This is a genomic window from Tropicibacter oceani, from assembly GCF_029958925.1.
In the GTDB taxonomy this organism is placed as follows: domain Bacteria; phylum Pseudomonadota; class Alphaproteobacteria; order Rhodobacterales; family Rhodobacteraceae; genus Pacificoceanicola; species Pacificoceanicola oceani.
In genome coordinates, this window is record NZ_CP124616.1 from 361,043 (window position 1) to 381,679 (window position 20,637).

17 protein-coding genes are annotated in these 20,637 nt (G+C 62.4%); 5 read left to right on the plus strand and 12 right to left on the minus strand.

Annotated features, from left to right (window positions below; genetic code table 11):
- Positions 1-34 precede the first annotated feature (34 nt).
- From QF118_RS01800 to QF118_RS01810, 3 genes are all read right to left on the minus strand, one after another.
- The gene (locus QF118_RS01800) at positions 35-433 is read right to left on the minus strand and encodes a (deoxy)nucleoside triphosphate pyrophosphohydrolase (protein ID WP_282300930.1); all 399 of its coding nucleotides are present in this window, start codon (positions 431-433) and stop codon (positions 35-37) included.
- Between the two features lie 66 nt (positions 434-499).
- Positions 500-1,726 (minus strand): bifunctional glutamate N-acetyltransferase/amino-acid acetyltransferase ArgJ, encoded by a 1,227-nt coding sequence (gene argJ, locus QF118_RS01805; protein WP_282300931.1) that lies wholly within the window; start codon positions 1,724-1,726, stop codon positions 500-502.
- Positions 1,727-2,575, minus strand: coding sequence for a peptidylprolyl isomerase (locus QF118_RS01810; RefSeq protein WP_282300932.1), 849 nt, complete (start codon positions 2,573-2,575; stop codon positions 1,727-1,729).
- Between the two features lie 172 nt (positions 2,576-2,747).
- On the opposite strand from QF118_RS01810, the gene secA reads away from it, so the two are divergent.
- Positions 2,748-5,471 carry a preprotein translocase subunit SecA gene (gene secA / locus QF118_RS01815; RefSeq protein WP_282300933.1) on the plus strand — a complete coding sequence of 908 codons (2,724 nt, stop codon included), beginning with the start codon at positions 2,748-2,750 and terminating at the stop codon, positions 5,469-5,471.
- A 65-nt stretch (positions 5,472-5,536) separates the two neighbouring features.
- Here the strand turns inward: secA and QF118_RS01820 are convergent, their stop codons facing one another.
- Complete coding sequence (locus QF118_RS01820; protein ID WP_282299042.1) at positions 5,537-6,469, minus strand: IS5 family transposase; 933 nt, start codon at positions 6,467-6,469, stop codon at positions 5,537-5,539.
- 776 nt (positions 6,470-7,245) lie between these two features.
- A complete protein-coding gene (locus QF118_RS01825) occupies positions 7,246-7,887 on the minus strand; it encodes an IS66 family transposase (protein ID WP_282300935.1) in 642 nt (213 codons plus the stop codon).
- A gap of 30 nt (positions 7,888-7,917) precedes the next feature.
- On the opposite strand from QF118_RS01825, the gene QF118_RS01830 reads away from it, so the two are divergent.
- Positions 7,918-8,850, plus strand: coding sequence for an IS5 family transposase (locus QF118_RS01830; protein ID WP_282299042.1), 933 nt, complete (start codon positions 7,918-7,920; stop codon positions 8,848-8,850).
- On the opposite strand, the gene QF118_RS01835 is transcribed toward QF118_RS01830, so the two are convergent.
- Complete coding sequence (locus tag QF118_RS01835) at positions 8,808-9,662, minus strand: LysR substrate-binding domain-containing protein (RefSeq protein WP_282300936.1); 855 nt, start codon at positions 9,660-9,662, stop codon at positions 8,808-8,810. The genes QF118_RS01830 and QF118_RS01835 overlap by 43 nt on opposite strands.
- Positions 9,663-9,697: 35 nt before the next feature.
- Here QF118_RS01835 and QF118_RS01840 point away from each other — a divergent pair, with 35 nt between their 5' ends.
- Together QF118_RS01840 and QF118_RS01845 are read left to right on the plus strand one after the other, a co-directional pair.
- Positions 9,698-10,045: a DUF2218 domain-containing protein gene (locus QF118_RS01840; protein WP_282300937.1), complete on the plus strand. Its 348-nt coding sequence runs from the start codon at positions 9,698-9,700 to the stop codon at positions 10,043-10,045.
- Between the two features lie 95 nt (positions 10,046-10,140).
- Entirely contained in the window at positions 10,141-10,611 is a 471-nt protein-coding gene (locus tag QF118_RS01845) for an ester cyclase (RefSeq protein WP_282300938.1), read from the plus strand.
- A 296-nt stretch (positions 10,612-10,907) separates the two neighbouring features.
- Here QF118_RS01845 and QF118_RS01850 read toward each other — a convergent pair whose 3' ends face one another.
- A complete protein-coding gene (locus QF118_RS01850; protein WP_282300939.1) occupies positions 10,908-14,327 on the minus strand; it encodes an indolepyruvate ferredoxin oxidoreductase family protein in 3,420 nt (1,139 codons plus the stop codon).
- 123 nt (positions 14,328-14,450) lie between these two features.
- Between QF118_RS01850 and QF118_RS01855 the strand changes: the two genes are divergently transcribed.
- Positions 14,451-14,921: an Lrp/AsnC family transcriptional regulator gene (locus QF118_RS01855; protein ID WP_282300940.1), complete on the plus strand. Its 471-nt coding sequence runs from the start codon at positions 14,451-14,453 to the stop codon at positions 14,919-14,921.
- A gap of 81 nt (positions 14,922-15,002) precedes the next feature.
- Here QF118_RS01855 and iolG read toward each other — a convergent pair whose 3' ends face one another.
- Genes iolG through iolD form a run of 5 tightly spaced genes read right to left on the minus strand, consistent with a single transcriptional unit; the run spans position 15,003 to position 20,539 of the window.
- Positions 15,003-15,992 carry an inositol 2-dehydrogenase gene (gene iolG / locus QF118_RS01860; protein WP_282300941.1) on the minus strand — a complete coding sequence of 330 codons (990 nt, stop codon included), beginning with the start codon at positions 15,990-15,992 and terminating at the stop codon, positions 15,003-15,005.
- 1 nt (position 15,993) lies between these two features.
- Positions 15,994-16,824 carry a class II fructose-bisphosphate aldolase gene (locus QF118_RS01865; protein ID WP_282300942.1) on the minus strand — a complete coding sequence of 277 codons (831 nt, stop codon included), beginning with the start codon at positions 16,822-16,824 and terminating at the stop codon, positions 15,994-15,996.
- The gene (locus QF118_RS01870) at positions 16,821-17,678 is read right to left on the minus strand and encodes a 5-deoxy-glucuronate isomerase (RefSeq protein WP_282300943.1); all 858 of its coding nucleotides are present in this window, start codon (positions 17,676-17,678) and stop codon (positions 16,821-16,823) included. The genes QF118_RS01865 and QF118_RS01870 overlap by 4 nt, the downstream gene beginning before the upstream one ends.
- Positions 17,679-17,690: 12 nt before the next feature.
- Complete coding sequence (gene iolC / locus QF118_RS01875; RefSeq protein ID WP_282300944.1) at positions 17,691-18,671, minus strand: 5-dehydro-2-deoxygluconokinase; 981 nt, start codon at positions 18,669-18,671, stop codon at positions 17,691-17,693.
- Positions 18,671-20,539 (minus strand): 3D-(3,5/4)-trihydroxycyclohexane-1,2-dione acylhydrolase (decyclizing), encoded by a 1,869-nt coding sequence (iolD, locus tag QF118_RS01880; protein WP_282300945.1) that lies wholly within the window; start codon positions 20,537-20,539, stop codon positions 18,671-18,673. Before iolD ends, iolC begins: the two co-directional genes overlap by 1 nt.
- Between the last annotated feature and the right edge of the window lie 98 nt (positions 20,540-20,637).

Consider the following 20,637-nt stretch of genomic DNA (forward strand, 5'->3'; position numbering starts at 1 on the left):
TGTTGCGCAAGATCGCAAACCTGGCGGGGGCGTCTTACAGCCAGTCGCGTAGGATGGGAATCAGCGGAATGTCGGCAGGCGGCATCGGATAGTCCCTCAGCTGCGCTGGCGCGACCCATTTCAGGGTCTGCCCTTCGCGGGGCTGCGGAATGCCCTGCCACTTGCGGCAGGCAAACAGCGGCATCAGCAAGTGAAAATCGTCATAGCTGTGCGAGGCAAAGGTCAGCGGCGCAAGGCAACTGGCCCAGGTGTCGATGCCCAGCTCTTCGTGCAATTCGCGGATCAGGGCATGTTCGGGGCTTTCGCCCTGCTCGACCTTGCCGCCGGGGAATTCCCACAGCCCGGCCATGGATTTGCCTTCGGGCCGCTGCGCCAACAGCACACGGCCGTCCGGATCGATCAACGCAACCGCGGACACAAGGATGATTTTCATGGGCGTGCTCGTTTCATTGTCGGCAAGGCCAGGGGAATTGCCCCCGCCCTTGCCGGGATTTTCGGGTTACGACCGATAATCGGCGTTGATCGTGATGTAGCCGTGCGTCAGGTCACAGGTCCAGACCGTCGCCTTGCCCTGCCCTATCCCGATATCGACGTTGATGGTGATCTCGGGCTTTTTCATCAGGGCGGCGCCTGCCTCTTCGCGGTAGCTTTCCGCAACCCAGCCCTTTTCCGCCACAAGCACGTCGCCAAAGCTGATCGACAGGGTGTCGCGATCCGCTGCCGCACCGGATTTGCCAACCGCCATGACGATCCGGCCCCAGTTGGGGTCTTCGCCGGCGATGGCGGTCTTCACCAGCGGCGAATTGGCGATCGACAGGGCATGGGTGCGGGCATCTGCGTCACTGGCCGCGCCGGTGACGTTGACGGTGACGAACTTGGTCGCGCCCTCGCCATCCTTGACCACCTGATGCGCCAGGTCCTGCATGACGTCGCTCAGCGCTGCCTCGAACGCCGCATTCCCGGTGACATCGACGCCCGAGGCCCCGGTGGCCCCCATCAGCAGCGTGTCCGAGGTCGAGGTATCGCTGTCCACGGTGATGCAGTTGAAGGTCTTGTCGTTCAACCGGCTGACGATGGCCTGCAGGTCGGCGCGGGCGATCTTGGCATCGGTAAAGATGTAGACCAGCATCGTTGCCATGTCCGGGGCAATCATCCCCGAACCCTTGGCGATCCCGGCGATGCGCACGGTTTTCCCGCCTACCTCGATTTCCGCCATGGCGCCCTTGGGAAAGGTGTCCGTGGTCATGATCGCCCGTGCGGCGGCCTGCATGCCGTTTTCGTCCAGCTTGGCGTTCAGTTCGTCCAGCTTGGCGATGATCCGGTCGTGTTTCAGCGGCTCGCCGATCACCCCGGTCGACGACGAAAAGACCCGCGCGGCAGGCAAGCCACAGGCCTTCGCCGTGGCTTCGGTGACTGCCTGCGTGGACAGGACACCGTTCTTGCCGGTAAAGGCGTTCGAGTTGCCCGAGTTCACGATGATCGCGGCGCCGGCATCGCTGTCGGCGCCTATCTTGGCCTGGCAGTCCAGCACCGGGGCGGAGCGGGTGGCAGAGCGGGTAAAGACCCCCGCCATCACGCTGCCCGGATCAAGCAGTGCAAGCATGACATCGGTGCGCCCTTGATAGCGCACCCCCGCTTCGACGGCGGCAAAACGCACGCCCTTGATGACGGGAAGCGCCGGAAAACTCTCCGGTGCGAGGGGCGATACGGGTGCAGGTTTTGCCACTTAGTCCTCCAGCAGCTCAGTGTTGGTCAGAATCGACGGATCGACCTCTGCCTTGTCCATCTTCGAGACTTCGGCCTTTTCGACCAGCCCGTCAATATAACCGCTGACCGCGTCCTGCTGCAGCGTGCCGATGATTTCCTCGCGGACGGCCTCCAGTTCGGGGGCGGCCATGACGCGGGTTTCATTCAACTTGATCACATGCCAGCCGAATTGCGTCTGGACAGGGCCGGTGATGTCGCCATTTTCCAGGCTTTCGACGGCAATCTGGAAGGGTTCGACCATCATCCCGGCGCTGAACCAGCCCAGTGCGCCGCCATTGGGGCCGGACGGGCCGGTCGACTTTGCCTTGGCGGTTTCCGCGAAATCGGCGCCGCCCTTGACCTCGGCCAGGATGGCGGCGGCCTCTTCTTCGGTTTCGACCAGGATGTGCGAGGCGTTGTATTCCTTGCCCTTCACGCCATCGACATAGTTCGCCTGATAGGCGGCCTGGATGGCCTCATCGGTCACGGCCTGATCGGCCACGACGGTGATCGCCTCGGCGGCCAGCAGGGACCGGCGTTCGTTTTCCATGGCAAGACGCACACGCAGCGTTTCCTTGGCCAGGTCGTCCTGGGCCATGGCCTCTTGCTGGATCAGCTGGTCCAGAATGCCGTCCCACAGCACGTCTGCGGGCAATTGCTGGTACTGCTCGGGCAGGCCCGAACGCACCATGATCATGTGACCCAGCGTAATCTTGGTATCGCCAACGGTGGCAATCACGGTTTCGGCGGAAATCTCCTCGGACCAGGCAGGCAGGGCCGCCATGACCGCAAAGGCGGCGGCGCTCAGGTTCATGAGGGTTTTTGACATCGTTTTGTCCTTCCAGACATGGCCGCGACACGGGCGGCGTTGACACTCTGCGGCCCGCCCCTTACATGCGCAAAAGGCTCTGCGTGGCCGGTCGTTCCCCTGTTTCATATGGGCTGTGTGCGAGGCGGGCAAGCAGATGCCGCACACGAAGATGGGAACAGGTACGACAGGCATGCTGGGAAAAATCGCGCGCAAGGTGTTCGGCACCCCGAATGATCGCAAGATCAAGGCAACCCGCCCTCTGGTCGAAAAGATCAGCGCGCTGGAGTCCGATTTCGAAAAGCTGGACGACGCAGGTCTGATCGCCAAGACCGAAGAATTCAAGAAGCGCGTCGCCGAGGGCGAAAGCCTGGACGCCCTATTGCCCGAAGCCTTTGCCAACTGCCGCGAGGCCGCCAAGCGCGCCCTGGGACTGCGGGCCTTTGACACGCAGCTGATGGGCGGGATCTTTCTGCATCAAGGCAACATCGCCGAAATGAAGACCGGCGAAGGCAAGACCCTGGTCGCCACCTTCCCGGCCTATCTGAACGCCCTGACCGGGCGCGGCGTGCATATCGTCACGGTCAACGACTACCTGGCCAAGCGCGACGCCGAATGGATGAGCAAGGTCTATGGCGCCCTTGGCATGACCACCGGCGTCGTCTATCCGCGCCAGCCCGACGACGAGAAAAAGGCCGCCTATGCGTCCGACATCACCTATGCCACCAACAACGAGCTGGGTTTTGATTATCTGCGCGACAACATGAAGTCCGAGCTGAGCCAGATCAATCAAAAGGACCACTATTTTGCCATCGTCGACGAGGTGGACTCGATCCTGATCGACGAAGCGCGGACCCCCCTGATCATTTCCGGCCCCGCCGATGACCGGTCCGAACTGTATGTCGGCATCGACAAGCTGATCCCCGACCTGACGGACGAGCATTTTTCGCTGGATGAAAAGACCCGGAACGTGACCTTTACCGACGAAGGCAACGAATTCCTGGAACAGAACCTGCGCGCCCGCGGCATGCTGCCCGAAGGCCAGACGCTGTATGACCCCGAAAGCACGACCATCGTGCACCACGTCAACCAGGGTCTGCGCGCGCACAAGCTGTTCACCAAGGACAAGGATTACATCGTCCGCGACGGCGAAGTGGTGCTGATCGACGAATTCACCGGCCGCATGATGGCCGGGCGCCGCCTGTCCGACGGCCTGCACCAGGCCATCGAAGCCAAGGAAGGCTGCCAGATCCAGCCCGAAAACGTGACGCTGGCCTCGGTGACCTTCCAGAACTACTTCCGCTTGTATGACAAGCTGGGCGGCATGACCGGCACCGCCGTGACCGAGGCCGAGGAATTCATGGAAATCTATGGCCTTGGCGTTGTCGAGGTTCCGACCAACCGCCCCATCGCGCGGATCGACGATGACGACGCGGTCTATCGCACCGCCCGCGAAAAATACGAGGCTATCGTCAAGCAGATCGGCGAGTCGCATGCCAAGGGCCAACCGGTTCTGGTCGGCACCACCTCGATCGAAAAGTCCGAAATGCTGTCGCAGATGCTGACGGCCGCCGGTCACAAGCACAACGTCCTGAACGCCCGCCAGCACGAGCAGGAGGCGCAGATCGTCGCCGACGCCGGCAAGCTGGGCGCGGTGACCATTGCCACCAACATGGCCGGTCGCGGCACCGACATCAAATTGGGCGGCAACGTCGAATTCAAGATCATGGAGGCCATCGCCGCCGATCCCGACGGCGACCCCGAGGCGATCCGCGAACGTATCGAGACCGAGCACAAGGCCGACGAACAGGCGGTCAAGGACGCTGGCGGGCTGTATGTCCTGGCCACGGAACGCCACGAAAGCCGCCGCATCGACAACCAGCTGCGCGGCCGTTCGGGCCGTCAGGGTGACCCGGGCCGTTCCTCGTTCTATCTGTCGCTCGAAGATGACCTGATGCGCATCTTCGGCTCGGAACGTCTGGAAAAGGTGCTGTCGACCCTTGGCATGAAAGAGGGCGAAGCGATCGTTCACCCCTGGGTGAACAAATCGCTGGAACGCGCGCAGGCCAAGGTCGAAGGCCGCAACTTTGACATCCGCAAGCAGCTGCTGAAATTCGACGACGTGATGAACGATCAGCGCAAGGTGATCTTTTCCCAGCGCCGCGAAATCATGGAAGCCAAGGACCTGTCGGAAATCGTGCAGGACATGCGTCATGAGGTTATCGACGACCTGGTCGACACCTACGCGCCGCCCAAGGCCTATGCCGATCAGTGGAACGTTCAGGGGCTTTATGCCGCCTGCATCGAAAAACTGGGGATCGACGTGCCGGTCATGGGCTGGGCCGAAGAGGACGGAGTCGATCAGGACGTGATCCGCGAGCGGCTTGAGGACGCGTCAGACAAGCTGATGGCCGAAAAGGCCGAGGCCTTTGGCCCCGACACCATGCGCCAGATCGAAAAGCAGGTTCTGTTGCAGACCATCGACGCCAAATGGCGCGAACATCTGTTGACGCTCGAACACCTGCGTTCGGTCGTAGGCTTCCGCGGCTATGCCCAGCGTGACCCGCTGAACGAATACAAGACCGAGGCGTTCCAGCTGTTCGAAGGTCTTCTGGAAGGTCTGCGCGAACAGGTCACCACCCAGCTGAGCCAGGTCCGCCCGATGACCGAGGAAGAGCAGCGCGCAATGATGCAACAGCTTGCCCAGCAGCAGGCCAAGTTGCAGCAAGCCGCGCAGCAGGCCCAAGCCGCCCACGAACCGGTTCTGCCCACCGCCGAGGATTCCACCGAAGCGGCTCCGCTGGTGGATGGTTTTGACGAAACCAACCCGGACACCTGGGGCAACCCCGGCCGCAACGACCCCTGCCCCTGCGGATCGGGGAACAAGTTCAAACATTGCCACGGCCGCCTGACCTGAAGGCGTGATTGGGCTCTGTTGCACAAATCGGCTGAACGCCGAGTTTCCCCTTTCCCCGGGCGGACTTATCCTACGACTTCCGTGACGGGCATGCCGAGCGCGGTGTAGCCGTTCAGGACGGCAATGCGGACCTGGAGTTCCGCGACCTGGCGGTCGAAGTCCCGCGCCATGAGCCGCTGGCCCAGCAACTTCATACAATGCATTTTTGTCTCGACGCGGCTTCGGCGGTGGTATCCGCTCCATCGTCGCCAGAGTGCGCGGCCCAGGTATTTCGCCGCGCGCAAGGCCTCGTTTCGCGCCACGGCTCCGGCGGTGATCGTCTTCCAGGGCTTCGCGTTTTTGCGGGGCGGGATGACGGCATGGGCGCCGCGATCTGCAATCGCATCGTGGCATTTGCGCGTGTCGTAGGCGCCATCAGCCGTGACGCTACCGATTTCCTGGTCCTGCGGGATTTGGTCGAGAAGGTCGGGTAGGATCGGCGCATCACCGATGTGGCTCCCGGTGATTTCGACGGCCCGAACCTCCAGCGTTTCCTCATCAATCCCCAAGTGGATCTTGCGCCAGACGCGGCGTTTAGGGCCGCCATGCTTGCGGGCGTGCCACTCGCCTTCGCCCTCGACCTTGATCCCGGTGCTGTCTATCAACAGGTGCAACGGCCCCTTGGAGCCGCGGTATGGGATGTTGACGGCCAAGGTCTTCTGGCGGCGAGATAGCGTGCTGAAGTCGGGCACCGTCCAGTTCAGACCGACCAGCTGCAGCAGGCTCTCGACGAACCCGGTCGTCTGCCGGAGCGCCATGCCGAACAGCACTTTCATCGAGAGGCACGTCTGTATGGCGGCGTCGCTATAGCTCTGCTGGCGGCCACGCCTGCCTGTCGGCACGGCATCCCAGATCATCTCAGGGTCGAACCAGATCGTCAGCGAGCCCCGGCGCTTGAGCGCTTCATTGTAGGCTGGCCAGTTTCTGGTCTTGTAGGTCGGGGGTATGGGTCTGCTCATGCATCCCAGCTACCACGCTGGATTCACGAGATGAATCCCTCACGCGATTTGTGCAGTAAGCGGTGCAACAAGACCCTGAGGGCTCCAGTAGCCGACGACAACATCCCGATTTACATTGGTGAGCGACACATTCACGCTCTTTGACATCGTAGAGATTCGTTGTGGGCAGGGGCCTTGCAAACAGGACGCATGCCAATAGTAGGCTGGGCCCCAAACGGTGGTACGACACGCACCCGCCTGACGCGGCTTAGCCGGAGCCGCTACCAGGTACGCCGAGTACATGCCTTTGTAAGGCTGACGCACATCCTGACGTCCTGCGCGCGTAATCAGTTCACAAGCGCTGAAATACCATGGCGAGCAATCAGAATTTGGTTGAAAGAGGCAATGACCGGAGTTGATGGCAGACGGAGCCTCGGAGCTACTAGGGCCGTAGTCGTGAAACGCCAGGAAAGGTGCGACCAATTCGCAAGTCAGACGGTTCAAGCATCATGTAAACGTGTGCGCGAGTGATCGCCTGCTTGAGGCGACCACTGGCGACCGCATGGTCCCACCTGAATATTCCTCGGGTTGCCTAATGGCACGGGCAACCCGAACCAGCTGGTATTTTGGACAGAGTCGATGAACTGGACTTCCTATCGGTTCCATCACGTATCGAGAGCCGTGGCGACTAATGCCTGAGTTGAACTGGTTCCATCCCATGGACCGTTCACGCCCAGGTATCGACGTCGGCTTCAACTCGACTCTCTTCCTTCTCGTCTAGGACATCCATCCGGCCGTCATGTATCTATCGGATCTTCACTGCGTCCCGGTTTAACATCACGGTAGCGTGGACCGGTGTGTCCCGATACAAAATCCATGAACTTTAGATGATCTCTGTCGCCACGAGCTTCGGCTTCCGCAAAATGCCAAGGAAGCAACTCTCCGAATGGGATGTTGTCCACTTTACTTTGAGACGCCTTGAAGCACAACCAGAACAGGTATCGTCTGGGATCGATATCATTTACTTCACATGTCGCCACAAGGCTTGCGAACAACATCCATACGTCTGCGGCCATCTCTGACCCGGCAAACTGGCTGTTTTTTCTGACCAGAGCAATCTTTCTGATGGCTCGTTCTACGGCATTGTTATCGATTTCGATGCGACCGTCTGTGAGGTACGTCCGCAGACCTGCTTCATGCCGCAGGAAGTAAGCTATCGCTTTTCCAAGTAGAGATGCTGGCTCAACTGATTGCTGAGTGCTTCGACAGATGTCTGTAATCTGGTCGAAGACACTCGCCGCGCGTTCTTGCCTGAGCCTCGCTCGAGTTTCATGATCGGACCAAGCGATCTCCTGTTCAATGGCGTACAGCTCTTGATACAGGGAGACCACCTTTTGGGCTACAGGGGCTCTGTTGCACAAATCGCGTGAGGGATTCATCTCGTGAATCCAGCGTGGTAGCTGGGATGCATGAGCAGACCCATACCCCCGACCTACAAGACCAGAAACTGGCCAGCCTACAATGAAGCGCTCAAGCGCCGGGGCTCGCTGACGATCTGGTTCGACCCTGAGATGATCTGGGATGCCGTGCCGACAGGCAGGCGTGGCCGCCAGCAGAGCTATAGCGACGCCGCCATACAGACGTGCCTCTCGATGAAAGTGCTGTTCGGCATGGCGCTCCGGCAGACGACCGGGTTCGTCGAGAGCCTGCTGCAGCTGGTCGGTCTGAACTGGACGGTGCCCGACTTCAGCACGCTATCTCGCCGCCAGAAGACCTTGGCCGTCAACATCCCATACCGCGGCTCCAAGGGGCCGTTGCACCTGTTGATAGACAGCACCGGGATCAAGGTCGAGGGCGAAGGCGAGTGGCACGCCCGCAAGCATGGCGGCCCTAAACGCCGCGTCTGGCGCAAGATCCACTTGGGGATTGATGAGGAAACGCTGGAGGTTCGGGCCGTCGAAATCACCGGGAGCCACATCGGTGATGCGCCGATCCTACCCGACCTTCTCGACCAAATCCCGCAGGACCAGGAAATCGGTAGCGTCACGGCTGATGGCGCCTACGACACGCGCAAATGCCACGATGCGATTGCAGATCGCGGCGCCCATGCCGTCATCCCGCCCCGCAAAAACGCGAAGCCCTGGAAGACGATCACCGCCGGAGCCGTGGCGCGAAACGAGGCCTTGCGCGCGGCGAAATACCTGGGCCGCGCACTCTGGCGACGATGGAGCGGATACCACCGCCGAAGCCGCGTCGAGACAAAAATGCATTGTATGAAGTTGCTGGGCCAGCGGCTCATGGCGCGGGACTTCGACCGCCAGGTCGCGGAACTCCAGGTCCGCATTGCCGTCCTGAACGGCTACACCGCGCTCGGCATGCCCGTCACGGAAGTCGTAGGATAAGTCCGCCCGGGGAAAGGGGAAACTCGGCGTTCAGCCGATTTGTGCAACAGAGCCAATTTTCCCTCAGCCTCGCCACGGGCGGCGAGATGTTCGGGCAGGACCGTCGCGCCAAGGTTCTGACAAGTGAAATGATAAAGCGCGTCGATGCTGTCGAGCTCAAGCCGGGACTGCCCCAGAACCTTTACAGTTTCGCCGCCTGGCCCGTGCAGCGTGGTGTGGTCCGGCCGGTTTTTGTACCGCAGCCAATCCCAGTCCTCCATCTGTGACGGATGCGCAGGGCGCGGCCGGACGGCGGCATACCCCGTGCCCGCCACCAGGATCCGCTCGCTTTCACCCAGCTTTCGCGACATCATCGAACTGTCCTCAAGCCATCCGGCGCGGATGGTCACATCATGGCCATCCTCAACAATATCCGTAGGCCCGTCAGAAAAGCGAAGCGAAACGGCGACCTGCGGGTGACGCAGGACAAAGTCCGCCACGGCCGTGGCCAGTTCAGAGGTCGCCAGAAAGGCCGGCATCGCCACATGCAGCGCACCCACCGGTTCCAGCGACAGGGCGTTGAGCTCGTTCAACCCGCTTTCCGCGCTGCGCAGCATCTCGGCCGCGCGGACATAGAACATGCGCCCCTCGTTGGTCAGGGCGATCTTGCGCGTCGTCCGGTAGAGCAAGGTCACGCCAAGGAAGTTTTCGAGATCAGACACCGTCTCGCTCACCCGTGACGGCGCCAGGCCTATGGCCTTGGCAGCGCCCCGAAAGGAGCCTTCGTCGACGACCCGCGCAAAAATTGCCATGTGCCGCAGATGCTCGATCATTGTTCCGCCTGTCCGAATTATCACTTCCGCATTCGATGAATACCCGGATCAATGCGGCAGGGATAGATGTTCGTTACAACACAAGGAACACCTCCATGAACGCGAGCACATATTTCAAAACGGACAACGCCGAACGGTTTCTGGGCACGCTTTGCAAGCATTTTGGGCACAAGGTTCCGGTCACGCATGAACCCGGATCAGGCCGGATTGAGCTGCCGTTTGGACACTGCGCGCTGAACGCTGATGCCGCCGGCCTTGGATTGACGGTCACCGCCCCCGACAAAGACGGGACCGACAAGACGATCGCTGTGATCACCAGCCACCTCGAACGCTTTGCCTTCCGTGAAAACCCGCACTTGGATTGGCGGCCTGCAGCGGCCTGACCGCGCAACGCGCCACCCCAACCCGATCCAACGCGCCCCCGATGGGAGCGTGACGGATGAACTTAGCCACAAACCATCATGACAAAGGAAACGCCATGACCCTCAAATCCCTTATTGCCTCGGCCGCCGTTGCAACCATGGCCACCGGTGCCTTTGCGGATGACACCGCAACCGTGACCGCATTCTACGACCTGCTCAGCAACCCCGGCTCGGAAAGCCACGTATCGGCCTTTGTCGACGCGACCGACGAAAACTGGGTCAGCGTCGGCGACTATTCGGTCAAGAACAAGTCCCGCGATGCCTTTATCGGGCAGGTCGGTGGCTTTGGCAAAGTGATCCCCGACCTGAACTGGTCCGTGCAAGACATGCACCAGGCCGGTGAATTCGTGACCGTACGCAGCCGCGCGTCGGGCACCCCTGTTGCCCCCTTCTTTGGTGTCGACGGCCAGGGCCGAGGCTTTGACATCATGACCATCGACATCCACCAACTGAAGGATGGCAAAATCGTCAAGTCCTGGCACGTCGAAGACTGGGCCGGTGCGCTGCAGCAGCTGTCGGGCAAGTAAGCGCCAGCGCAGTGGTGCTTTGGCGGAGCCGCTGAATTCGGCGGCTCCGTCCAATGCTCATTGCTTGAAGGGCGAGCCATGACGACTTATGCCGTAATCGCCCTGCCCGGCCAGTTTGGCCGGAAACGTGTCGCCCCTCCAAGGGGGCGGATGCCAGCAGCACCGCGGCGTGATCGGCAGCGCCAGAGTGCGTTGGCTGGTCTAGACCAGCGTTCAGGGGCCACAAGAGGACACCCGCTTTCCCGTTGATCCAAAGCAGACGCCAGACCAAGGCGGACATCATGCACCAGCCGTCGTCAGAACTGCCCCTTGTTCAAGATCTCGGCCAGCTCTTGGCGGACCTTCCCGGTCGCGGCCTGTTTGACAGGTCCGAACCCCCGTGCCTCAAGAACAGAGCCCGCCGCAAGGACGGCCCCTGGCAAGCTGTCCGGCGTCAAGGTGTCTGCCAGCAGCTCCAGAACCGCGCGATATTCGGCGATCAACGCGCGCTCTGTTCGGCGCTCTGACGTCTGACCAAACGGATCGAAAGGCGTGCCGCGCAGGCGCTTGCCCTTGGCCAAAAGACCCATAACAGGCCGGATCCAGGGGCCAAAGCTGCGCTTTTTCGGACGGCCGCGCGCGTCCTTTCCGGGCAGCATGGGTGGGGCAAGGTGGTGCCGGATGGTGAACCGCCCCTCGAACCGATCCGCGAGCCCCTCGGCAAAGCCGGTTTGCGTGTGCAGGCGGGCGACTTCGTATTCGTCCTTGTAAGACATGACCTTGAACAGCCCTTTCACGGCGGCATCGGTCAATGGACCGGGCGCGCCCATGACGCGGACCTCGGCGGCACGCACACGGGCGATGGCGGCGCGATAGCTGTCGGCCCAGGCCTTGTCCTGATAGTCGGTCAGGAAAGCGGCGCGGCGGTCGATCCGTTCGTCCAGCGTTTGCACCGGGGCGGCAGTCAGGCCGGCGACCTCTTCGACGGCGGCGCGGTCCAGCGTCGCCATGCGGCCCCAGCCAAAGGCGCGCTTGTTGTCGTCCGGTTTGACACCGTTAAGGTCGATGGCCCGCATCAGGGCCGCGTGTGACAGCGGCACCAGCCCCGCCTGCCAGGCCGCGCCCAGCATCATCACGTTGGCAAAGACCGTGTCGCCCAGCAGCGCCTCGGACAGGGCGTTGGCGTCCAGCGACGTCAACGCACCGACCCCGGCTGCGATGGCGTTCAGCCGTGCGCCTGCATTCAGGTCGGCGTCGCAGTTCTGCACGATGTCGCCTGTCGGCATCACGGCCGTATTGACCACGGCGCGCGTTCCGGCGTGATAGGTCTGCGACGCCTTGGGCGACGAACTGACCACGATATCGCAGCCGATCAGCGCATCCGCCGAGGCCGGTTCGACCCTGACCTGGTTCACCGCGCCTTCGTCGCGGGCCATGCGGATATAGCTGATCACCGGTCCGAATTTCTGCGCAAAACCCATGAAATCCAGAACAGAGGCCGCCTTGCCTTCGAGGTTCGCGGCCATGGCAATCACCTGGCCAACCGTCACCACGCCAGTTCCGCCAACACCCGTCACGACGATGTCCCAGGGTTTGTCCAGCGCAGGCAGGTCCGGGGTGGTCAGACGTTTTGACAGGCGGTCATAGGCGGCCTGGCCCGTGCCTGCCCCGGGTTTCAACCGCCCGCCCTCGACGGTGACAAAGCTGGGGCAGAACCCGTTCAGGCAGGTAAAGTCCTTGTTGCAGGTGTTCAGGTTGATGCGGCGCTTGCGGCCGAACTCGGTTTCCAGCGGCTCGACGCTGAGGCAGTTGGATTCGACCGAACAATCGCCGCAACCCTCGCAGACAAGCGGGTTGATCACGGCAAAGCGTTTCGGGTCCTCCATGCGGCCCCGTTTGCGCAGGCGGCGTTTTTCCGTGGCGCAGGTCTGTTGATAGATCAGGACCGTGGTGCCGGGAATGTCGCGCAACCTGCGCTGCACCGCGTCCAGCGCGCTGCGATCGTGGATATCGACCCCCGGCAGGCGGGCACGGCGAAAGCGTTTCGGCTGGTCCGAGACGATGACCACCTTGCGCGCCCCTTCGGCAAGCACCGATTTGGCGATCGCCTCGACCGAAATCGGCCCATCCACGGATTGCCCGCCGGTCATGGCAACCGCATCGTTGAACAGGATCTTGAAGGTGATGTTCGTACCGGCGGCAATCGCCTGACGAATGGCAAGCGATCCTGAATGGTAATAGGTGCCTTCGCCGAGGTTCTGGAAAATATGGCGGTTTCCGTTGAATTGCGACCGCGCGACCCAGTTCACCCCTTCTCCGCCCATCTGGATCAGCGACGTGGTGTTCCGCCCCATCCAGGACGCCATGAAGTGGCACCCGATCCCGGCAAAGGCCTTGGACCCGTCAGGCACCTTGGTCGAACTGTTGTGCGGGCAGCCCGAGCAGAAATAGGGGGTCCGGGTGGCGCCGGGCACCTGGATCGGTTTTGGTTCGGGCGTGACCTTTGCGGCCAGATCGACAACGCCCGCGTCGATGCCATTGCGGTCAAGCCGGTCGGCGATGTGCCGGGCCAGCATCACGGGGCCAAGCTCTTGCGTCCATGGGATCAGCCGCTTGCCGGTCTCGTCCCGTTTGCCGACCATGCGGTGCGGTTTGTGGCCCGGAAAGTCATAGAAATATTCCTTGAGCTGGCTTTCGATGATGCCGCGCTTTTCCTCGACGACCAGCAGTTCGTCCTTGCCCTGGGCAAACTCCAGCGCGCCCTTGTGCTCCAGCGGCCAGACCATGCCGACCTTGTACAGGTCGATGCCCAGCGCCGCGGCGCGGGCCCTGTCGATGCCCAGCAGGCGCAGCGCCTCGAGCACGTCCAGGTGCGCCTTGCCCGTGGTCACGATGCCAAAGCGGGCGGCATGGCCCCATTCGGCGCGGTCGATGGGGTTGGCGCGGGCAAAGGCCAGAACAGCCGCTTTCTTGTGTTCCAGCCGGGCCTCGATCTGCGGGCCGGGAAGGTCGGGCCAGCGGTAGTGCAAGCCATCGGCAGGCGGCGTGAAATCAGGCGTGGCAAAGACGCGGTCCGGCGGCAGTTCAAAGGACATGCCGGATTCGACGGTTTCGGAAATCGCCTTGAACCCCACCCACATGCCGGAAAACCGCGACAACGCGTAGCCCCATTCCGCGAAGGGCAGAAATTCGGCCACGTTCGCCGGGTTCAACACCGGCATGAAAAAGTTCATGAAGGCCACGTCTGACTGGTGCGACATGGACGAGGACACACAGCCGTGATCATCCCCCGCCACCACCAGAACGCCCCCCTGCGGCGACGCCCCGTAGGCATTGCCGTGTTTGAGAGCATCCCCCGCCCGGTCCACCCCCGGCCCCTTGCCGTACCACAGGCCAAAGACCGCCTCGCAGGTCTTGTGCGGATCGGTTTCGACCTGCTGCGTTCCGATCATCTGGGTCGCGCCGAATTCCTCGTTCACCGCGGGCAGAAAGGTCACGCCGGCATCGGCCACCAGCTGCGCATTGCGCCCGATCTCAAGGTCGATGCCCCCGACAGGCGATCCGCGGTAGCCCGAGATATAGCCACGCGTGTTCAGCCCGCGCGCCTTGTCGCGCCGCGCCTGGTCCAGCGCGATACGGACAATGGCCTGGGTGCCAGTCATGAAGACGCGGCCTTGGGTCTTGGTGTACCGGTCGCTAAGGGCGTAGTCGCGCAGGATCGGGGTCTGGTCGGTCATGCCGGGCCTCCTTGGAATGCGGATGGTTTGCGATCATCCTGCACGGAGCCGCGTGAAAAGGGCTTTCAACCTTGGGTCGCCCGGGGCATGATTTGATTGAAACCTTTCACAGGTGGCGCCCAGATGACCGAAAAACCTCAGATCACACAGCCGGAAGCGAAACTTCTTTCGATTCTGCAACGCGACGCCTCGGCCAGCGTGGCTGACCTGGCAGAGGCGACGCATGCGTCAGCCGCCACGGTCTGGCGCCGTATCCGCGCGCTGGAAGAGCGCGGCGTGATCGGTCCGCCCGTGCGGCTTGTGGACCCGGCGCAGGTCGGGCGCGGTATGGATGTCTATTGCCAGGTGCGGATGAAATCGCAGGACGCCGAGGCCCGCGCCGCCTTTCAGCGCGCGATTGATGCGGAACCGGCGATCATGGAGGTGTACTCGGTCACCGGCGAATGGGATTACATGCTGCACATGGTTGTCCGCGACATTGCCGATTTCGAATCCATCCTGATGCGCCGCCTGCTGGAACTGGACTGCGTCGCGGGCACATCGACGATCTTTGCGCTACGGCGGATCAAGCACACCCGAGAGGTGCCGCTATGATCCCGCAGCCTGCAAATAGGGGACCGGCAGCCATGCCGCCAGCCCGCGCGGGATCACCTATGCGCTGTAAGGCCGATGGCGTCAGCCAAGGGCAATCACCGTCCCTTTTTCAAAGGACAGCGTTGCGGCGTCCGCAAGGATCTGCGCGCGCAGCCCATCCGTTATGCCGGGTGTGACGGGCCGCTGGTTGATCACGGCGTCCACGAAATGCGCCATTTCGGCGCGATAGGCCGCGTCATAGCGTTCAAGAAAGAAATGCTGCGCCGGGGCCTTGCGGAAACCAGAGGCGGTGGCGATCTCGACGGTGTTTTCCAGCACGTTCTCGGCGCGCAGCATGCCCTTTTCGCCGTGCACTTCGATCCGCTGGTCATAGCCATAGCTGGCCCGGCGCGAATTGGTGATCTGGCAGATCCGGCCGCTTTGGGTGGTCAGCGTCACCGCCGCCGTGTCCACGTCGCCAGCCCGGCCGATTTCGGGATCGACCAGCGATGCGCCCACCGCATAGACGCTGACCGGCTCTTCTCCCAGCAGGAAGCGGGCCATGTCGAGGTCATGGATCATCATGTCGCGAAACAACCCGCCCGAGCTTTGGATATAGCTGACCGGCGGCGGAGAGGGGTCGCGCGACTGGATCGTCACAATCTCGACCGCGCCGATTTCCCCGGCGGCGATGCGCGCCTGGACGTTGGCAAAATTGGGGTCAAAGCGGCGGTTGAAGGCGGTCATGAAGGGCACGCCAGCAGCCTCGACCGCCTTGATGCAGTCGCGGATGCGGTCGGCGGACATGTCCACCGGCTTTTCACAAAAGATCGCCTTGCCGGCCGCGGCGGCGGCATGGATCAGGTCATAATGGGTGTCGGTCGGCGTTCCGATCACCACGGCATCGACCTCGGCGCTGGCGATCAGCGCGGCGGCCTCCATGACCTGTGCGCCGGTCTTTTCGGCCAGCGCCTTTGCAGGCGCCTCAAAGGCGTCGGCGACGGCGGCAACGCGCGCGCCCGCGATCTGCGAAATCGAGCGGCCATGGACCTGCCCGATCCGGCCACAGCCCAAAAGTCCGATGTTCAGCATGTCATGCTCCCTTGAAGGCTTGCAGAACGGTGCGGGTGGCGGCCACCAGCGGGTCGTGGGTTTCTTTCAGGATCTGGACGCGGTCAAAGCGGGCCGGATCACGGTTGACCGCTTCGCGCAGCGCCTGACCAAAGGCCATGCGCAGCTCGGTCCCGATGTTGAATTTGCAGATCGACGAACCCTGCGCCAGCGCCCGGCGCTGCGCCACCGGCACGCCCGATCCGCCATGGATCACAAGAGGCACCTTGGTGACCGCTTCGATGGCGCGAATGCGGGCTTCGTCCAAACCGCCCTGCTTGTCCTGTTGCAGGTGCACGTTGCCGACCGATATGGCCATGGCGTCGACCCCGGTTTCGCGGGCGAATTGCGCCGCCTCGTCCGGGTCAGTCCCGGCAGAGCCTTCGCCGCCGGAATAGCCGACAAAGCCGATTTCGCCCTCGCAGGACACACCGGCCGCATGGGCCATTTCGGCAATCGCCGCAGTCTCGGCGATGTTTTCGGCCAGGGGTTTGCGCGAACCATCGAACATCACGCTGGTAAAGCCGCTGTCGATGGCGATACGGCAGTCTTCGGCGGTATAACCGTGGTCAAGATGCGCCACGACGGGCACCGAGGCCCCTTCGGCCAGGTTGCGGAACATCGCGCCCAGCACGGGCAGGGGCGTGTGTTCGCGGCACGATGGCCCGGCCTGCAGGATCACCGGCACGCCCTCGGCCTCGGCGGCGGCCACATAGGCGCGCATGTCCTCCCACCCCAGGGTGACAAGGCCCGCGACGGCGTGGCCCTGGCGCAGGGCCGGTTGCAGGACGTCGGACAGCGTTACAAGCGTCATTTGAATTTGGCCACCATGTCCATGATCCCCGGGATCGTGTGCAATTGCGCCGCGTGGGTGGGCTGGAAGTATTGCTTCAGCGACCGCTGCGACAGCCCGCCCAGAATGGTGAAATAATACATCTCATAGCCCGGCAGGGTGCAGCAGGGGTGATAGCCCTTGTCGATCAGGATCGTCGAGCTGTTCATGATGTGATAGGCATCGCCCGGCTCGTTGTCTTCGCGCTGCAGCATCTGCAGACCCGAGCCATAGTCGGGGCGAAAGCGGAAGTTGTAGGTTTCGTCGTGGCGGGTTTCGATCAACTCGCCGTTTTCGTCGCGACGGTCGGTGTCGTGCTTGTGCGACGGGAACCCCGACCAGCCGCCAGCGCCGACGGTATACAGCTCGCTCACCAGAAGGCGGCCAACCTTGTCATGCTGGTTCGCGCCCAGGATATGCTTGATCTTGCGATGGGTCTTGGTGTCGTCCGAACCGTATTGCACAAGGTCGATTTCCGCCTCGCGGACATCGAAGGGCTCCAACACCTTGTCGTATTTCGCACCGGCGATGAAGGTTTCGGTATTGTCACTGGTGCAGGTCATGCGGACCTTGGCGCCGACGGGCACATAGACGCCTTCGGGTTCGCCGTCCCAGACATCGACACCGCGATTGCCCAGCTTTTTGTAAACCGCGCCGTCCACATCCACGTCGATCGTCCCGGTCGCGGGCACGATGCAGGTTTCATACCCCGGCACGGCATATTCGAAAACCTCGCCCTTCTTCAGCTTGACGATGTTGAAGTAGTTCAGCGGCACAAGGTCGTGATCGACGTCGACGATGGGCTTGTTGGCGTTGTCATGGGGCGCGATATGCATCGGGCTGTCCTTTCAGGTCTCGGTGGGGCCAGGGTGAGTGGCCAGAAAGTCATTGAGTTGCGCGGTCGTCGGCATGGCCGGGGCGCAGCCGGGCTGGCTGACCACGATCGAGGCGCAGGCCGAACCGCGCAGCACTGCCTCTTGCAGGGGGCGGCCTTCGGCAATTGCGGCCAGCAGGCCGGCCATGAAACTGTCGCCCGCGCCGTTGGGTTTGACGGCGGTGACGGGGTAGATGCCGGTGCGGATTTCCTTTCCATCCGCGAAGGTGATCGCGCCCTCCTGGCCCATCTTGTAGATCACCATCTTGCCCTTGGCGGCCAGCTCGCGGGCCTTGTCCAGCCCCTTGTCGATACCGCCCGCCATGAAGCCGAATTCTTCGTCGTTGCCGACGATCAGGTCGCTTTCCTCGCCAGCGCGGGTCAGCACGTCCGAGGCAACCTGCGCCGAAGGCCAACTGTAGGGGCGATAGTCGATGTCGAAAATCACCGGCAGCCCGGCCTTCCGGGCATTGTCAAAGGCGCGAAAGGTCGAACTGCGCGACGGTTCGGCGGCAAAGACGGTGCCTGCGGTGATCAGGGCACCAAAAGCGCCGTAATCGACGCGGTCCACGTCCTCGTCAGTCACCTGGAAATCCACCGCGTTGTTGCGATAGATCACCAGCTGGAAATCCTCGATGCAGCTTTCATAGACCGCGAGGGAAATGCGATATTCGCCGCCAAGCACCTTGAGATACCGGGTGTCGACGCCGTAGTGGCGCAGCCGGTTGGTGCAGAACCGCCCCGCCGCATCGTCGGACACCGAAGTGACAAGCGCCGATTTCATGCCCAGCTTGCACAGCCCGGCGCAGATATTGGCAGAGGACCCGCCCAGATCGGCGCGAAAGCTTTCCGCCTCATCGGCACGGGTGCCCGGTGGATCGGCGAACATATCCATGCCCGCCCGTCCGAAGACCGCGAAATTGCCCTTTCGGATGCCGTCGATCAACGCGCTCATCAGACGCCCCGCCGTTGTTTGCCGCGCGAGGATTCCCAGTCTTCATGCGCGCGGCGCACCTTGTCGCTGTCGGTGATGTGCGGCGTTCCCACCTCCCACCAGGCGTGGCCCTCGGTGGTCCAACCTTCGTAGGGATCGACGTCCATGACGATGACATAGGTCTTGTCCGATGCCTTGGCGCGCTTGAACGCCTCGGCCAGCTCCGCCGGGTTGACGACCTTTTCGGCCTCTGCCCCCATCGAGGCCGCATGGGCCACGAAATCCACACCAAAGGGTTCGGGGATGGTCGGGCAATCGGCAATCAGGTTGTTGAAACTTTCGTTTCCAGTGTTGTTCTGCAACTTGTTGATGACGGCGAAACCGCCGTTGTCCAGCACCAGAACGATCAGTTTCTTGCGGCTGAGCACCGAAGAATAGATGTCGGAATTCAGCATCATGTAGGACCCGTCACCGCAAAAGGTGATCGTGTCCTGCGCGGGTTCCTGTTCCGCCTGCGCGATGCGCGCGCCCCAAGCACCGGCGATTTCGTAGCCCATGCAGGAAAACCCGAACTCCACGTCGACCGTTCCGATATCCAGCGTGCGCCAGTTGGCGGTCACCTCGGCGGGCAGCCCCCCGGCGGCGGCGACCACCCGGTCGCGCGGATCGCAAAGATCGTTCACCACGCCAATGGCCTGTGCATAGGAATTGGGGCGGTTACCCGGCGCCACGTTTTCCGCTACATAGGCATCCCACTTGGCACGCTGCTGCCTGGCAAAGCCTGTCCAGCTTTCGGGGGCGGTGTAATCCAGTGCGACCGAAAGCGCGGCCAGTGACAGTTTTGCATCGCCCACCACGGGCAGCGACATATGTTTGCCCGCGTCGTGTCGGGCCGCGTTGATGCCGATGATCTGCGCATCCTTGGCAAAGGCCGTCCAGGACCCTGTGGTGAAATCTTGCAACCGGGTGCCAACGGCAAGGATCACGTCGGCGCGTTCGGCCACCGCATTGGCGCTGTCCGATCCGGTCACGCCAATCGGCCCGATATTCAGCGGATGGGTGGCCAGCATGTTGGCACGCCCCGCGATGGTTTCGACCACCGGGATCTGGTGCGCCTCGGCAAAGGCAGTCAGTTCCTTTACGGCGCGCGAATATTGTACCCCGCCCCCGGCGATGATCATCGGGCGTTCGGCGCCTTTCAGCGCGGTCAGGGCATCCTCGATCTCGGCCAGATCCGGAGATTGGCGGCGAATCCGGTGCACCTTTTTGACAAAGAATTCTTCGGGGTAATCATAGGTCCAGCCCTGCACATCCTGCGGCAGGCCAATGAAGGCCGGGCCGCAATCAGCGGGGTCCAGCATGGTCGCAAGGGCCGCTGGCAAGGATTGGATCACCTGCGCGGGGTGGCAGATGCGGTCCCAATAGCGGCTGACCGGCTTGAACGCGTCATTCACGCCAAAAGTGGGATCGTTGAAATTTTCCATCTGCTGCAACACCGGATCGGGCAGCCGCGTGATGAAGGTATCGCCGCACAGCATCAGCATCGGCAGGCGGTTGGCGTGGGCCAGCCCGGCGGCGGTCAGCAAGTTGGCAGTGCCCGGCCCGGCCGAGGCGGTGCAGAACATGAAACGCTGGCGCAGCCATTGCTTGGCATACCCGGCGGCCGCAAAGCCCATGCTTTGTTCGTTCTGGCCGCGATACAGCGGCAACGCATCGCGCACACCATGCAGCGCCTCGCCAAGGCAGGTGACGTTGCCATGGCCAAAGATGCCGAAACCGCCGCCGCAAACTTGCATCTGCTGGCCGTCGATCTCGATATACTGGTTTGCCAGCCAGCGAATGACCGCCTGGGCCGTGGTCAGCCGGATGGTGCCCTCTGTCGTGGTCATGTGCACGAACCCTCCCTTGGAAATCCTGTGCGCCGGTCGATTCCAGCTTGCGAGATGTCTAGACTCACGATAACTGTTTTGCAACCGGTTGCAATTCA